General features: G+C 66.4%; 13 protein-coding genes. 5 read left to right on the top strand and 8 right to left on the bottom strand.

Annotation, left to right across the window (positions count from 1 at the left end):
• Nucleotides 1–16 precede the first annotated feature (16 nt).
• The 3 genes from tkt to fni form a co-directional block, all read right to left on the bottom strand.
• On the bottom strand, nt 17–2,026 hold the full coding sequence (tkt, locus tag AUL31_RS07445; protein WP_060603717.1) for a transketolase: 2,010 nt from the start codon (nt 2,024–2,026) through the stop codon (nt 17–19).
• A 48-nt stretch (nt 2,027–2,074) separates the two neighbouring features.
• On the bottom strand, nt 2,075–3,094 hold the full coding sequence (locus tag AUL31_RS07450) for a class 1 fructose-bisphosphatase (RefSeq protein ID WP_060603720.1): 1,020 nt from the start codon (nt 3,092–3,094) through the stop codon (nt 2,075–2,077).
• A gap of 73 nt (nt 3,095–3,167) precedes the next feature.
• Nucleotides 3,168–4,202, bottom strand: a complete 1,035-nt coding sequence (fni, locus tag AUL31_RS07455; protein WP_060603960.1) for a type 2 isopentenyl-diphosphate Delta-isomerase — start codon at nt 4,200–4,202, stop codon at nt 3,168–3,170.
• A 140-nt stretch (nt 4,203–4,342) separates the two neighbouring features.
• On the opposite strand from fni, the gene AUL31_RS07460 reads away from it, so the two are divergent.
• Complete coding sequence (locus AUL31_RS07460) at nt 4,343–5,269, top strand: polyprenyl synthetase family protein (RefSeq protein WP_073469182.1); 927 nt, start codon at nt 4,343–4,345, stop codon at nt 5,267–5,269.
• On the top strand, nt 5,266–5,790 hold the full coding sequence (locus AUL31_RS07465; RefSeq protein ID WP_060603725.1) for a sterol desaturase family protein: 525 nt from the start codon (nt 5,266–5,268) through the stop codon (nt 5,788–5,790). Before AUL31_RS07460 ends, AUL31_RS07465 begins: the two co-directional genes overlap by 4 nt.
• On the opposite strand, the gene AUL31_RS07470 is transcribed toward AUL31_RS07465, so the two are convergent.
• The 5 genes from AUL31_RS07470 to AUL31_RS07490 form a co-directional block, all read right to left on the bottom strand.
• Entirely contained in the window at nt 5,705–6,640 is a 936-nt protein-coding gene (locus AUL31_RS07470) for a phytoene/squalene synthase family protein (protein WP_060603729.1), read from the bottom strand. The two genes, AUL31_RS07465 and AUL31_RS07470, sit on opposite strands and share 86 nt — an antisense overlap.
• On the bottom strand, nt 6,637–8,133 hold the full coding sequence (locus tag AUL31_RS07475; RefSeq protein WP_060603733.1) for a phytoene desaturase: 1,497 nt from the start codon (nt 8,131–8,133) through the stop codon (nt 6,637–6,639). The genes AUL31_RS07470 and AUL31_RS07475 overlap by 4 nt, the downstream gene beginning before the upstream one ends.
• Nucleotides 8,130–9,290: a lycopene beta-cyclase CrtY gene (gene crtY, locus AUL31_RS07480; protein WP_060603736.1), complete on the bottom strand. Its 1,161-nt coding sequence runs from the start codon at nt 9,288–9,290 to the stop codon at nt 8,130–8,132. The genes AUL31_RS07475 and crtY overlap by 4 nt, the downstream gene beginning before the upstream one ends.
• Nucleotides 9,287–10,537, bottom strand: a complete 1,251-nt coding sequence (locus AUL31_RS07485; protein WP_073469239.1) for a glycosyltransferase — start codon at nt 10,535–10,537, stop codon at nt 9,287–9,289. The genes crtY and AUL31_RS07485 overlap by 4 nt, the downstream gene beginning before the upstream one ends.
• Nucleotides 10,538–10,617: 80 nt before the next feature.
• Nucleotides 10,618–12,129 carry a helicase HerA domain-containing protein gene (locus AUL31_RS07490; RefSeq protein WP_060603740.1) on the bottom strand — a complete coding sequence of 504 codons (1,512 nt, stop codon included), beginning with the start codon at nt 12,127–12,129 and terminating at the stop codon, nt 10,618–10,620.
• A 235-nt stretch (nt 12,130–12,364) separates the two neighbouring features.
• On the opposite strand from AUL31_RS07490, the gene AUL31_RS07495 reads away from it, so the two are divergent.
• Genes AUL31_RS07495 through AUL31_RS19955 form a run of 3 tightly spaced genes read left to right on the top strand, consistent with a single transcriptional unit; the run spans nt 12,365 to nt 14,926 of the window.
• Nucleotides 12,365–13,789: a cytochrome ubiquinol oxidase subunit I gene (locus AUL31_RS07495; protein WP_060603743.1), complete on the top strand. Its 1,425-nt coding sequence runs from the start codon at nt 12,365–12,367 to the stop codon at nt 13,787–13,789.
• 12 nt (nt 13,790–13,801) lie between these two features.
• The gene (cydB, locus tag AUL31_RS07500) at nt 13,802–14,815 is read left to right on the top strand and encodes a cytochrome d ubiquinol oxidase subunit II (RefSeq protein WP_060603747.1); all 1,014 of its coding nucleotides are present in this window, start codon (nt 13,802–13,804) and stop codon (nt 14,813–14,815) included.
• A 6-nt stretch (nt 14,816–14,821) separates the two neighbouring features.
• Nucleotides 14,822–14,926 carry a DUF2474 family protein gene (locus AUL31_RS19955; protein WP_073469180.1) on the top strand — a complete coding sequence of 35 codons (105 nt, stop codon included), beginning with the start codon at nt 14,822–14,824 and terminating at the stop codon, nt 14,924–14,926.
• Nucleotides 14,927–14,966 lie beyond the last annotated feature (40 nt).

Here is a 14,966-nt window from a genome sequence, read left to right on the forward strand (position 1 = left end):
GGCCTGACGCATGGACTTAGATAAGCTCGCGTGCGGCCTTTGCCACGGCGTCGGCGGTGATGCCGAACTTTTCATAGAGCTTCGGCGCGGGGCCCGATGCGCCAAAGCCGTGCATTCCGATGAAGCGGCCATTGTCGCCGATCCAGCGCTCCCAGCCGAAGCCGATTGCCGCTTCCACGGCCACGCGCGGCGCAGTTCCCAGAACTTCCGCCCGGTAGCCGGCATCCTGCTCGGCGAACAGGTCCAGGCACGGAGCCGACACGACGGCCGCCGCGATCCCCTCGCCCTTCAGCTTGTCGGCTGCGGCCAGCGCGATCTCGATCTCCGAGCCGGTCGCGATCAACGTCACCTGCCGTGCACCGCCTTCGGCCTCGCGCAGCACATAGGCCCCGCGCTTCGAGCGGTTCTCAGCAACGTCGCCGGCACGAACCGTAGGCAGGTTCTGGCGCGACAGCGACAGAACCGTCGGGCGGTCGGTGCTCGTCAACGCGATTTCCCAGGCTTCCGCCGTTTCGATGGCATCCGCCGGGCGGAAGACATTGATGTTCGGCGTCACGCGCAGCATGGCGAGATGCTCGACCGGCTGGTGGGTCGGGCCATCTTCGCCAAGGCCGATGGAATCATGCGTCAGCACGTAGATGACGCGCTGCCCCATCAGGGCAGACAGGCGCATCGCCCCGCGCATGTAGTCGGAGAAGACCAGGAAGGTGCCGCCATAGGGGATGAACCCGCCATGCAGCGCCAGCCCGTTCATCACCGCGGCCATGGCATGCTCGCGGATGCCGTAGTGGATGTAACGGCCGCCGTAATCGTCGGCCTGAACCGAAGCCATGCCCTTGGTGAGGGTAAACACCGAATGGGTCAGGTCCGCGGAGCCGCCGATGGTCAGCGGCGTCATCGCATTGATGACCTCCAGCGTCGCCTCGGAAGACTTGCGCGTGGCGAGCTTGGGCGACTCGTCCGACAGCTTCTGGCGGTAGGCGGCCATGGCCTCGGCAAAGTCGGCCGGCAGTTCGCAGGCGACCGTGGCATCGAACTCGGCCTTGCGGGCGTGGGCGGCATGCCGCTTTTCCCACTCGGCGCGGCGCTCCTTGTTCTTTTCGGCGATGGCGCGCCAGCCCTTCATGACGGCATCGGGGATGACGAACGGCTCGCTCTCCCACAGAAGCGCCTTGCGCGTCGCGGCGATCTCTTCGTCGCCAAGCGGTGCGCCATGGCTCTTCTCGGAGCCGGCAAGCTTGGGCGAGCCGTAGCCGATCACCGTCTTGCAGGCGATCATGACGGGCTTGTCGGACGTCTTGGCTTTCTCGATGGCGGCGCGTATGGCGTCCACGTCGTGGCCGTCGACATGCCAGGAATCCCAGCCGGCCGCCTTGAACCGCGCAACCTGATCGGTCGAGGTGGACAGGTTGGTCTTGCCGTCGATGGAGATGCCGTTATCGTCGAACAGGACGATCAGCTTGTTCAGCTTGAGATGCCCGGCAAGGTCGATGGCCTCGTGGCTGATGCCTTCCATCAGGCAGCCGTCGCCGCAGATGACATAAGTATAGTGATCTACCAGATCGTCGCCGAAGCGGGCATTCATCATGCGTTCGGCCAGTGCGAAGCCGACCGCGTTGGTGATTCCCTGGCCGAGAGGACCGGTGGTCGTCTCGATGCCCAGCGCATGGCCGTATTCCGGGTGGCCCGCCGTGCGCGCGCCGATCTGGCGGAAGTTCTTCAGCTCGTCGAGGGTCATGTCCTCGTAGCCGAGCAGGTAGTGCAGCGCATAGAGCAGCATCGATCCATGGCCGTTCGACAGCACGAACCTGTCGCGGTCGGGCCAGTGCGGATCGGACGGGTCCACATGCACGAAGTTCTGGAACAACACGGCCGCCACGTCGGCCATGCCCATCGGCATGCCGGGATGGCCTGAATTGGCCTTCTGCACGGCATCCATCGCCAGCGCGCGGATTGCATTCGCCATGTCGCGAGGGTGGTGATCGGTGCCGCTCGAGGCAACTGCGGGCGTCGGTTCTGCGCTCATGTCACTCTTTCCTTTCCGTATTGCCGGCGACCACCAGGCCGCAAACTCTCAAAGATTGATCGCGCCGCGATCTCCGAAGACCGGCGAGACCCGGCCGCTGGATTCCGGGTCGCTGAGGTAGCGCGCCACGGTCATCACCTCGTCGCGCGATCCGAAGACGATCGGCACACGCTGGTGCAGTTTCTCGGGCACGATGTCCAGCAGGGGCCGGATGCCGTCGGTGCCGGCGCCACCCGCCTGCTCCGCCAGGAAGGCGATCGGGTTGGCCTCGTAGACGAGCCGGATGCGCCCGTCCGCATAACCCTCGCGCGTGTCGCCAGGATAGAGGTAGATGCCCCCGCGCAGGAAGATGCGATAGGCATCCGCCACGGCCGACGCCACCCAGCGCATGTTGAAATTGCGCGTCCGGGGGCCGTCGGCTCCGGCCAGGCAGTCATCGATATAGTGCCGGATCGGGGCATCCCAATGACGCTGGTTGGACGCGTTGATGGAGAATTCCTTCGCCTTTTCCGGAATCGCCATCCCGGAATTGACCTCGACGAAATCGGCGGCGCCGGGCGCATGCAGGAAGACCTGCGTTCCCTGGCCGAGCGATATGACGAGCATCAATTGCGGCCCGTAGATGAAGAAGCCTGCCGCGAGCTGGTCGCGGCCCCTCTGCCGGAACACGGTGGCCGGGTCGGCCCGGTGCGCATCGGTGACGGGCAGGACGGAGAAGATCGTGCCGATGGACACGTTGGTCTCGATGTTGGACGATCCGTCCAGCGGATCGATGGCCAGCGCCAGCGTACCGTCTGCGGCCATGGGCTGGGCGTCGTCCTGCTCTTCCGAACCGTAGAAGGCCACCGGGGCCCGCCGGGCCGCAGCCACGAACAGGCGGTCGGCCGCAACGTCCAGTGCCTTCTGCACGTCGCCGCCGCCATTGTGCACGTCGCTCACCGCCTCGCCGCCGACCGCGCCGTTGGCGATCAGCCCTGCAAGCTCGAGAGACGCGTCGGCCAGTTGCCGGACCAGCGCCGCGACATCCCTGCTGCCGGTTTCCAGATAGGTGGTCAGCGTTCTCGCCATGTCGCGTCCTTGCGCAATTCAGATTCGTGACTGGAAGTCTCGTAGAGCCGAAAGGCCCCGGATGGAAGGCATTTTACAGTGGCGGCAGCAGCCGCGCCTGCGCAAGAGCGGCGATATCCACCGACCCCGTGCAGAAGCAGGCCACCCGCAACTGCCAGATGATGGCCGAGAAATGTGAAATCACCGCGTCGGTCGAATGGTCGGCCGGGCCGAGGCCGGCAGCCGCCTGCCCGGCCATGTCTGCGCCAAGGCGCAGGACGCGGGCAACGTCGACACCCGTGCGCACCCCGCCCGAGCCGATCAGCGTCGTTCCGGGGCAGGCCGCCCGCACGTCGGCGATGGCCTGGGCCGTCGGCACACCCCAGTCTGCAAAGGCCGCCGCTGCCGCCCGCATCGTCGGATCGGCCTGGCGCTGCGCCTCGATGGCGGCAAAGGACGTGCCGCCCGTGCCCGCGACATCGATTGCGGCAACACCCACATCCACCAGCCGCCGCGCCACGGGGGCGGACAATCCCGCGCCCACTTCCTTGGCGATGACAGGCACGCCCAGAACCGGCGTCAAAGCCTCTATGGCCGCGAGGATGCCGCGAAAATCATGGTTGCCGCCCGGCTGGATCGCCTCCTGCAACGGGTTGAGATGCAGAATCAGCGCGTCGGCTTCCAGCATGTCGACGGCGCGGCGCGCACCGTCCGCGCCAAGGCCCGCAACCAACTGCACCGCGCCGATATTGGCAAGCAGCGGAATATCCGGGGCACGGCGCCTGAGGTCCGCCGTCAGGCCGTCGCTGGCGCGGCCCTCCAGGGCAATGCGCTGCGAGCCGACCGCCAGGGCGATTTTCAGATGTTGAGCCGCCTCGGCCAACCGATCATTGATGAGCCCGGCCCGCTCGGGCCCTCCCGTCATGGAGCTGATCAGCAGCGGGGCCGCCAGATCCCGGCCCAGGAAACGCGTTGTGAGATCGATCGATTCCATGTCGATCTCCGGCAGGGCCACATGCTCGAACCTGATGGACGACAAGCCGCCGGCGCGCTCCGCCACCGTGCCCGCCCCCGACAGGACAAGGTCTATATGATCGTTCTTGCGGTCACCGATGTCGCCCCGGTGCATATCCATCACGCCATCGTTTCCTTGCCCTTCGCGCCGCCACTTCCGATCCTGCCGGAAGGTGCTTACAATTCTGCCTTACGCACTAGATAGACTGCTGGGATGCGGGCGCAACCGCCCCATGGTCCGGGAGCTTAGAAGCCTTGCCAACGCCTTCGCATGCCGACCACCTCGAAGAGCTTCGCCACAGGGTGAACAATCGGCTTTCCGAGCTTGCAGTACAGGTTGCCGGTCATGACGCGGGCCTGAGCGAGGCCATATCGTCGTCGCTGACGGCTGGCGGCAAGCGCCTGCGCCCCTTGCTGACAGCGCTGGTCTGCGAAGATCTCGGCGGGCCGCTGGCGCCGGCGATCGACGCGGGATGCGCCGCCGAGATGGTGCACACGGCATCGCTGATTCTCGACGATCTCCCCTGCATGGACGATGCGCAGATGCGGCGCGGCCAACCGACGACGCATCGCGCCTACGGCGAGGATGCCGCCATACTGGCCGCGATCGCGCTGCTGTCGGGTGCCTTTTCCACAGTTTCCACCTTGCGCGGCACGGATGCCGTAACCCGCAACGAATTGACGAAGATCCTGTCCGGGGCCGTGGGCACCCGCGGTCTCGTCGCCGGCCAGTTCCGCGATCTGCGCAGCGCGGCCGGCGCCAAGGGCGCCGACCCGGAAGCCGTGAACGCCTTGAAGACGGGCGCGCTTATCGGCGCCTCCGTGGCCATGGGGGCGGCCATCGCCCGGGCCGACACGATGCGCAAGCGCGCGCTTGCCGATTTTGCCGAGCATCTCGGCCATGCTTTCCAGCTTTACGACGACCTGCTCGATACCTCGGGAGACCCCCTCGTCATCGGCAAGGATATCGGCAAGGACGGCGCCAAGGCCACGCTCCTGCGGCAGGAGGGGGCAGCGGGAGCGCAGGTTCGCCTGAACCAGCACCTCGATGCGGCGCACGCCACGCTGGAAAGCGTCTTCGGCCGGGATTGCCGCATGTCGAGCGCACTCGACGGCGTATTCCAGGGCCAGGCTGCCCTGATCGTCCGGGCGCGCCGCACGGAAGGAGTGTCCCTGTCATGACAAGCTGGACGGGTCTCGTCGTCATTGCCCTCCTGGTCTTTGCGACGATGGAGCTGGTTGCCTGGGCGGCACACAAATACATCATGCACGGCTTTGGCTGGGGCTGGCACAAAAGCCATCACGAGCCGCATGAGGGCCTCTTCGAGAAGAACGACCTTTATGCCGTCGTGTTTTCGATCCTCGCCATCGGGCTGTTCATCCTCGGCAATGCCGGCTACCCCATCGCCGGGGCTGTCGCCGCCGGCATGACGCTCTATGGCTTCTTCTATTTCGTCGTGCATGACGGGCTCGTCCATCAGCGCTGGCCGTTCCGGCATATTCCGCACAAGGGCTATGTGAAGCGCCTTGTGCAGGCGCACCGCATGCACCATGCCGTGGAAGGGCGCGAAGGCTGCGTTTCCTTCGGCTTCCTCTACGCCCCGCCCGTCGACAAGCTCAGCGAAGAGCTGCGCGCTGCCGGAACGGTGAAGGCGGAACAGGCGGCTCGCCGCGCCGCAGGCGGGGCGAGGCCGCGATCGTAGCGGCCCGGCCAAACTCGACCAGCTTTTCCCCCCGCGTGGTGGAAACGCGGTGGTTGTAGGGCATCGCAGCGTCTGCCACGAGTTTCAGCCCGATGCGGCGGTAGATGCCATGCGCCGCGGCGATGGCCAGGGCCGAGCGGCGCGGCAGCCTGTCTATGCCGGCGCGCGCCGACGCGTAGTAGGGCTCTGCCGCAAGCACCAGGCGCCGGCGCAACCGGGCCACCGCTTCGGCATGGGCGGGATCGCCGAGATCGTCGGGCGATAGCCCTTCCTCCACGATCCAGTCCAGCGGCACATAGACCCGTCCGGCCTTCGCATCGTCGACGATGTCGCGCGCAATGTTGGTCAACTGGAACGCCAGCCCCAGATCCGCCGCCCGCGCCAGTGTCGGCGTATCGGTGATACCCATGATACGCGCCATCATCAGGCCGACGACGCCGGCCACGCGGTGGCAATAGACGAGAAGCTGGGCGAGCGTCTCGTAGCGCTCTCCCCGCACGTCCATCCCGAAGCCCTCCAGATGCTCGTAGAGGTCTTCCCGGGCAAGCTCGTGCCGACTCGCAACCAGCGCCAGCCCGGCAAAGGCCGGCCCATCGGGCGCGCCGTCCAGTGCCGCCGCAGTCTCGCGCATCAGCCCGGCCAGCCGCTCGAGCCCCTCGCCGTCGGTCTGCAATGTCCGGCTGCCGAGGCTTTGCCCGTCGATGACATCATCGCAGTGCCGACACCAGGCATACAACAAGACGACGCTCAACCGGGTCTGCCTGTCGAACATGCGCGCGGCGGCGGCAAAGCTGGCCGAACCCTTGTCGATCGCTGCCTGCGCATGGGCTTCGATCTCCTCGGGGCTCATCGCGCGGCGTCCTCCAGAACGAGGCCGGCCGTTGCCTTGGCCGATGCGACGACGCCCGGAACGCCGGCTCCGGGGTGGGTGCCGGCTCCCACGAAGTAGAGGTTCTGTATCTCGCTGTCCCGGTTGTGAACCCGGAAGAAGGCCGACTGCGTCAGGATCGGCTCCAGCGAGAAGGCGCTTCCCAGATGGGCGTTGAGCGTGTCGCGGAAATCGTCCGGGGTGAACATCCGGCAGGTGACGAGCTGCTGCCGAAGGCCCGGCATGTGCCGTGCCTCGAGATAATCGAGGATGCGGTCGCGGTAGGCGGGCCCGGCCACCTGCCAGTCGATATCGGCATTGCCGAGATGCGGCACGGGGGACAGCACGTAGTAGCTGCCCATGCCCGGCGGCGCCAAAGAAGGATCGGTGATGCACGGGCTGTGCAGGTATAGCGAGAAATCGTCCGCCACCTCCGGCCCCTTGAATATCTCCTGGATTAGCGCCCGATAGCGCGGCCCGAACAGCACCGTGTGATGCGCAAGCTGGTCGTGCAGCTTGTCCAGCCCGAAATAGATGACGAACAGCGACATGGAGTGGCGCCGCGCCGCCAGCTTCCGGCCGGCACGGCGCCCCCTGTCCGTACCGCCGAGGAGCCCGCCGTAAGTATGCACGACATCGGCATTGGAAACCACGATGTCGGCCGGCAGCGTGTGCCCGTCGGCCAGCCTGACGCCGGTTGCACGTCCGTCTGCCATGGTGATCTCGGCGACATCGGCGTTCAGCTCCAGACGGCCGCCGATATCGGTGAACAGGCGCACCATGCCGTCGATCAGCGCGCCGGTGCCGCCCTTGGGAAACCAGACGCCCCATTCCCGCTCCAGCGCATGGATCAGCGCATAGATCGACGAGGTGGCGAAGGGGTTGCCGCCGACGAGCAGCGAATGGAAGGAAAATGCCTGGCGCAGGCGCTCGTCCTCGATAAAGCTCGCAACCTTGGCATAGACGCTCCGCCACGCCTGCAGGCGGGCCAGTTGCGGCCCGGCGCGCACCATGTCGCGGAAATGCAGGAACGGCACTGCGCCGAGCTTCTGATACCCTTCGGCAAAGACGGCGCGCGAATAGTCCAGGAAGCGCCGGTATCCGGCGACATCGGCAGGGTTCATCGCCTGTATCTGGCGGTCGATCTGGCATTGGTCGTTGGCGTAGTCGAAGACCGAGCCATCTTCCCACATCAGCCGGTAGAACGGCGACACCGGCAGCATGGTGACGTAGTCCGATAGTTTCGCTCCGGCCGCCTCGAACACCTCTTCCAGGGCGGTCGGGTCGGTTATGACGGTCGGCCCGCCATCGAAGGTAAAGCCGCTGTCGCGGTAGACATAGGCCCGGCCGCCCGGCGCGTCGCGGCGCTCCACAACGGTCGTTTCGATCCCGCCTGCCTGGAGCCGGATGGCCGCCGCGAGGCCGCCGAAGCCGGAGCCGATCACGATGGCGCGTCGCGCCTGGTGCGAATTCATGAGGCCTCCCTTGCCGCCCGCCCATCCATCAGGATGGACAAGGCACGTCGCACCGGCATCGGCGGCTTGCCGGCGAAAATGCGTATGATGTCCGCGGAAGACAGCCGCGCCGCGTAGAACCGCGCGATCGTCGTATCCGGCAAACGGTGAAAATGCTCCAGTATGTCGCGGCGCTCGCTATCTCCTGCCCCCAGGAACAACAGGCGATTGAGCAGCCGGAATATCCGACGCGCCCGCCATTCGGCCAATGAATGTCGCGTGACCGCAGCGGCCAGCGGCGCCGTCGCGATGTCCGGCTGCGTCGCGATAAGGTCTGCCGTCCGGACCGCGTCGGGCAGGCTGTATCCCGTCGTCGGATGGAACAGCCCGGCCCGCAGGCCCAGCGGCACGACGCCGCCCGCTTGTGCAAGATAGGCCTTCAGGTCACCGCCCAGCGCGATCGGCAGCACGCCGGCCTCGCGCCGCAAGATCTCGGCCGGGCTCCAGCCTTTGGACTGTGCATAGGCGCGGATGCCGTCCGCCAGTGCCTGTTCCGGCGTTTCGGGCCCATCCGAATAATAGGTATCCTCCACCAGGATGCGGTCTTCTGCGAAGGGCAGCGTGTAGACGAAGCGGTAGCCGTCTTTCTGCGGCACCGTCGCGTCCATCACGATCGGCATCTTCGGCCCCGGCGCACCGATGGACAGTTCCAGCCCGACGAATTTCTGGAAGCGGACATCCAGCGCCGCGTCCGGCCGATATCCGCGTGCGTCCACCACCGCGCTCGCGGCGATGGAGCGCCCGTCCGCAAGGTCCACCCCATCGGCGCGCAGGGCGCGGACGGGCACGCCGCAGACCAGCCGGTCGCCCAGCGCCTCACGCAGCACCGCGCTGAAGCGCAGCGAGGAAATGGACGCATAGCCCGTCTCGATCACGCGGGCCCGGCGGGGAAACCTGACCTCGTAACGCGGCCAGCGATGGTCCACGAACGGGCTGAGCCAGCGATGCTGTGCAGGGGACAGGTCGCCCGCATGAAACGACCATGTATGATTGCCGCCCGCAGCCTGCCCGCTTTCGAGCAGCAACACCTCGATCTCGGGCCGCAGGGTAGCCAGGCGGTAGGCGGCAAGGCCACCGGCCAGTCCACCCCCCACGATGATGCATCGGACCGCCCTCACCCGGCGCGGTCCATCCGCAAGGGTTGACCACCGCACAGCACTTCCGCAAGGCGGGCAGCCTCCGCTGCGCCGCCGGATGTCTCTATGCCGCGACCGACACGCGCCGCACTGCGCGCAAATCCGGGATCTGCCATGAGCTGCAACAGGGCAGCCTCGACGCGCTGGCGGTTGACCTTGCGCGGCGGCAAAGCAAGGCCGATGCCGTGATGCACGACACGGGCGGCGACACCGGGCTGGTCGAAGGCCATGGGCAGAACCAGCATCGGCACGCCGGCCTCGACGGCATCGAGCGCCGTGTTCAGCCCGCCATGGGTTACGCAGATCGTCGCCTGCCGCAGCATTGCGCGCTGATCGACGTAATCGGTCACGATCTCGGCGTCGATGCTGGCGGCCTGTGCCGCGTCGAGCCCGCCGCAATGCGCCACCACAAGGCGCAATCCCAGCGTTTTACAGGCTGCGGCAACGGGCCTGAACAGATCCAGCCTATGCCCCTGCATCGTACCGAAGGACGCATAGACCAGGGGGCGCCGTTCCCTGGGCGCGAAAAGCGACACCGGCCGGACACGGCGGAACGGGCCCAGCGGCCGGACGCGCGTATCGTCCGCACGTGGGAAATCGAACTCGGCGCTGGTCTGCGACAGGGTTGCCAGCGGCGACAGGCAATCTTCGAGCCGCTCGGCGCCCTGGACCCCCAACTGCGCGGCGGCCCGCCTGATCGCCAGCCGTTGCGGCGCAAGGACGAAGTCGGCGACGCGCCTGCCGCCGCGATTGCGCTTCAAGCCCTGTCGGGAGGGGTCGTATGGCCAGCCGATATAGGGCGGCGGCAGGGCCGGATCGCCTTCGACAGGCAGGGAGCAGGCAACGGACAGGAACGGCAGGCCCAGGCTGCGGGCCACGAGGCCACCACCCGGCTCCATCTCGTCGACCAGCAGCGCCTCGATGCCCTCGCGGCGCAGCAATGCGGGCGCATGGCGGGCGATATCCGCAGTCGCGCGCGCACCGCTTTGCAATATCTTCCACAGCCGGACCGCGCCGTTCCGGCCACCCGCATCGTTCCACAGGGTTTCAAGGTCGGCGCGGTGGCCGGGCAGCGCCAGGAGGCTGGCGCCTTCCAGCGTCAGATCCGGCTCCACCCCGCCATGCGCCATGATCGCCACATCGTGGCCGCGCGCCAGCAATGCCTCGCCGATCGCCTCGAAGGCGGCGATGTGGCTGGCATAGGGTGGGCAGACAAGAGCGAAACGCATGGAGGCCATCAACGGTGCATGATGGCCGGATAGTTGCTCCCCCTGGAACCGCTTTAAAGGGCCATGCCTGAAAAAAGGCGTCAGGCGCGGCGAGCGCGGCGTGGCGCGGCCGGCGCACCCGGCTTTGCAACGCCCGCCGACGTACGCCAGCCGCTGCCGGCGATCGTCACCACGCGCTGGCCGCGGAAGTCCGTTTCGCAGCGGATGAAGGAGCGGTCGGCCATGTAGGTCAGCAGAAAGCGCCCGCGCGAGGGCGAATGGCTGCCATAGGCGCGGGCAAGCGCTTCGTCGCTGGGGCACGGCTCGTTCTCGCGCGCGGCGCGCGCCAGCATCATGTAGACGCCCTGCATGTCTTCGGGGAGCTGCTCTGAACGGTCGATGACCTGCCGCCACTCGTCGTCCTCGGTCTCTTCGTTGACGCCGGCGCGCGCCAGAGCCAGCCGCCTGCGGAAGCTGGACATGTCGGTGTCCGCGCCGCCGATGCGCTTGAGGCGGCAATGCATCAGGAAATCCTGATACAGAACCGCCGCCGGCCGGAAGGCCGCGTCCGGATCGTCCAGCAGGGCCGCGAAGATGGCGTCCAGCGTTTCCTGCCTGTCGGCCAGCTCTTCGGGCGTCGGCTCCTCTTCCGGCAGCGGCGCGGAAATGGTCGGGCGTGCGGTGCTGACCCGCTCCAGCAGCTCGCGCGTCGCCACCTGCGGTTCGCGCGGGATCGGCTCCGGAAGGTCGTCCGGTTCGTCGGCGCCGGCGGTGAAGATCAGGTCGGCCATCGCCTCGCGCGGGGTTTCGGGAAGGGCCATCAAAGTCGGGCGGCCCGACCGGCCCGCCGTCTCCACGGGCCCGATGCGCACCGGGATGGGGCGTCGCGACAGAGCCGGCCCCAGCGCGACGAACTGGCCGGGCTCCAGGTCGCGGAAGCGTTCCGCCTGCCGCCTGTCCATGCCCAGAAGGTCGGCCGCGCGCGCCATGTCGATATCGAGGAAGGTGCGCCCCATCAGAAAATTGGATGCCTCGGCGGCGACGTTCTTGGCCAGCTTGGCCAGCCGTTGCGTGGCGATCATGCCGGCCAGGCCGCGCTTGCGGCCACGGCACATGAGATTGGTCATCGCGCCCAGGGAAACGCGGCGGGCCTCGTCGCCCACCTCGCCGGCGACGGCCGGCGCAAAGATCTGCGCTTCGTCGACCGCGATGAGCATCGGATACCAATAGTGGCGGTCGGCGTCGAAAAGCCCGTTCAGGAAGGCGCTGGCACAGCTCATCTGCACCTCGGCATCCAGCCCTTCGAGGTTCAGCACAACGGATGCCCGATGCTGGCGAATGCGATTCGCGATGCGGGCCAGTTCGCTGGGCGTGCGGTTGGCATCCACGACGATGTGGCCGAACCGCTCCGAGAATGAGACGAAGTCGCCTTCCGGGTCGATGATCGCCTGCTGCACCACGTTTGCGCTCTGCTCCAGGATGCGGCGGAACAGATGCGACTTGCCCGACCCCGAATTGCCCTGCACCAGCAATCGCGTGGACAGGAGCTCTTCCAGGTCCATCTCCGCCGGGTCACCCGTGGCGGTAGAGCCGAGATCGACGGCAACCTTCATGGTTGAGGACATCCGGCCATGGCGGAAACGCGTGCACCTTTTTCGAGGACAGAGAGCCTTCTTAACCACCGGGCCCACGGCTTTGAACCCCGTGGCACGCTTGATCCACAGACAATCTGTCCAATCTCCGGTTTGGATTTTTCGCCCTATCGTCTTTCTCGATCATCCATCGCGTCTAGATGGATTTTAGAAAAGCGATGCCGGCGCGCACCGGATGTCGGTTGGGGGATACGGCATGTTCGATACGTTCGACCCTGTTTTGCTGGCGCGGTTCCAGTTTGCCTTCACCGTTGCGTTCCACATCATCTTCCCCTCCTTCACCATCGGGCTGGCATCCTACCTGGCGGTGCTGAACGGGCTTTGGCTGGGCACGGGCAAGCAGGTGTACCTGACGATCTTCCAGTACTGGCTGAAGATCTTCGCCGTCTCCTTCGCCATGGGCGTCGTCTCCGGCATCGTCCTGTCGTACCAGTTCGGCACCAACTGGTCCGTCTTCTCCGACAGGACCGGGCCCATCCTGGGGCCGATGATGGCCTACGAAGTGCTGTCCGCATTCTTTCTGGAGGCCGGCTTCCTGGGGGTGATGCTGTTCGGCCTCAACCGCGTCGGCAAGGGCCTGCACTTCTTTGCCACGCTGATGGTGGCCATCGGCACGCTCGGATCGGCCTTCTGGATCCTGTCGGTCAATTCCTGGATGCAGACGCCGGCCGGATTCGCCATCGCCGAAAACGGCCAGTTCGTACCGGTGGACTGGTGGGCCATCGTCTTCAACCCATCCTTCCCCTACCGCCTCGCCCATATGGTGCTGGCCGCCTATCTGACCACGGCGCTGGTCGTCGGCGCCGTCGGCGCCTTCCACCTTCTGCGCGACAGGGGCAACGCAGCGGCGCGCACCATGTTTTCCATGGCGCTCTGGATGGCGACCATCGTTGCGCCGATCCAGATCTTCGCCGGGGATCAGCACGGCTTGAACACGCTGGAGCATCAGCCCGCCAAGGTTGCCGCGATGGAGGGCCATTTCACCACCAACCGGGACGGCGGCATGCCCCTCACCCTCTTTGGACTTCCCGACATGGAAGCCGGCGAGACGCGCTATGCGGTGGAGATTCCCAATCTCGGCTCGGTCATCCTGACGCATTCGCTTGACGGCGAAGTGCAAGGCCTCGACGCCTTCCCGAGGGAAGACTGGCCCTATGTGCCCATCGTCTTCTTCTCGTTCCGCATCATGGTGGCCATCGGCTTCGCCATACTGGGCCTTGGGCTGTGGGCGCTCTACAGGCGCTTCAGGGGCTCCATCACCACCGATACATGGCTGCAGCGGGCAAGCGTCGTGATGGGGCCGATGGGCTTCGTCGCCGTATTGGCCGGCTGGATCACGACGGAGGTCGGCCGCCAGCCCTATACGGTCTACGGGCTGCTGCGGACGGCGGAAAGCCATTCGCCCATCGCCGCCGCAGCCGTCGGCGCCAGCCTCATCGCCTTCATCGTCGTCTACTTCATCGTGTTCGGCACGGGCACGTTCTACATCCTGCGGTCGATGGCCAAGGCACCGTCCGTCTTCGAAGAGGGGCCCGACCCCAGGGAGCCGATCCGCACGGCCGGCATCACGCCCGGCCAGCAGATGCAGGAAAGCGGCGGCACGACCGCGCCATCGCGTTGAGGAGACAGAGCCATGGACCTTCCCCTCATCTGGGCCTTCATCATCGCCTTCGCCGTGCTGGCCTATGTCGTGCTCGACGGGTTCGACCTCGGCATCGGCATCCTGTTCCCGTTTCTGAAACGGCATGAGAACCGCGATACGGCGATCAACACCGTCGCGCCCTTCTGGGATGGCAACGAGACGTGGCTGGTCATGGGCGGCGGCGGCCTGTTCGCGGTCTTCCCGCTGGCCTACGCCATCGTCATGCCGGCGCTCTATGCGCCGATCATCGTCATGCTGCTGGCGCTGATCTTCCGTGGGGTCTCCTTCGAGTTTCGCTTCAAGACGGTGCGGTGGCGCGGCGTCTGGGACATGGCCTTCTTTCTGGGCTCCCTCATCGCCGCCTTCTCGCAGGGCGTTGCGCTGGGCACCATCGTGCAAGGCATCGAAATCGAAAACCGCGCCTATGCCGGCGGCTGGTACGACTGGCTGACACCCTTTTCCATCATGACGGGCGTGGCCGTCGTGGTCGGCTATGCGCTTCTCGGCTCGACATGGCTGGTCATGAAGACGGAAGGCCCGCTGAACCGCCTTGCAGCCCGCTATGCCGAGTTGACGGGCATCGGCACCCTGGCGCTGATCGGCGCGGTCAGCCTTTGGATGCCGTTTCTGCAGCAGGCTTTCTATTCGCGCTGGTTCAGTTTTCCGCAGCTCCTGTTCGTCGCGCCAATCCCCGTCCTGCTGCTGGTCTGCGCGCTAAACCTGTTCAAAAGCCTGCGCGACCCGATCTCCGCCTACCGCCCATTCCTGTCGGCGCTCGGCCTCTTCGTCCTGTCCTATATCGGCATCGGCATCAGCTTCTATCCCAACATGCTGCCGCCCGAACTGACGATCTGGCAGGCCGCCGCCCCGGACGAAAGCCTGGCCTTCGTGCTGGTCGGCGCGGCGGTGCTGGTGCCGATGATCCTGGCCTATACCGCATATTCCTACTGGACCTTCAGGGGCAAGGTGCGGGAAGGCGAAGGCTATCATCAGCATGGGCACTGACCGACAATGAACCGCCGCCTGTCGCAGATCCTCTGGTTCATCGGGCTGTGGACGGCCAGCATCGTGGCCCTCAGCATCGTCGCCTACGGCATCAGGGCCATGATCCTGTAGCCGAAGGCCATCCGCGTGCCTTTGGCGCAACGCGGATCGA

Origin of the sequence: Aureimonas altamirensis, from assembly GCF_001463885.1 — a bacterium.
GTDB classification, from domain to species: domain Bacteria; phylum Pseudomonadota; class Alphaproteobacteria; order Rhizobiales; family Rhizobiaceae; genus Aureimonas; species Aureimonas altamirensis.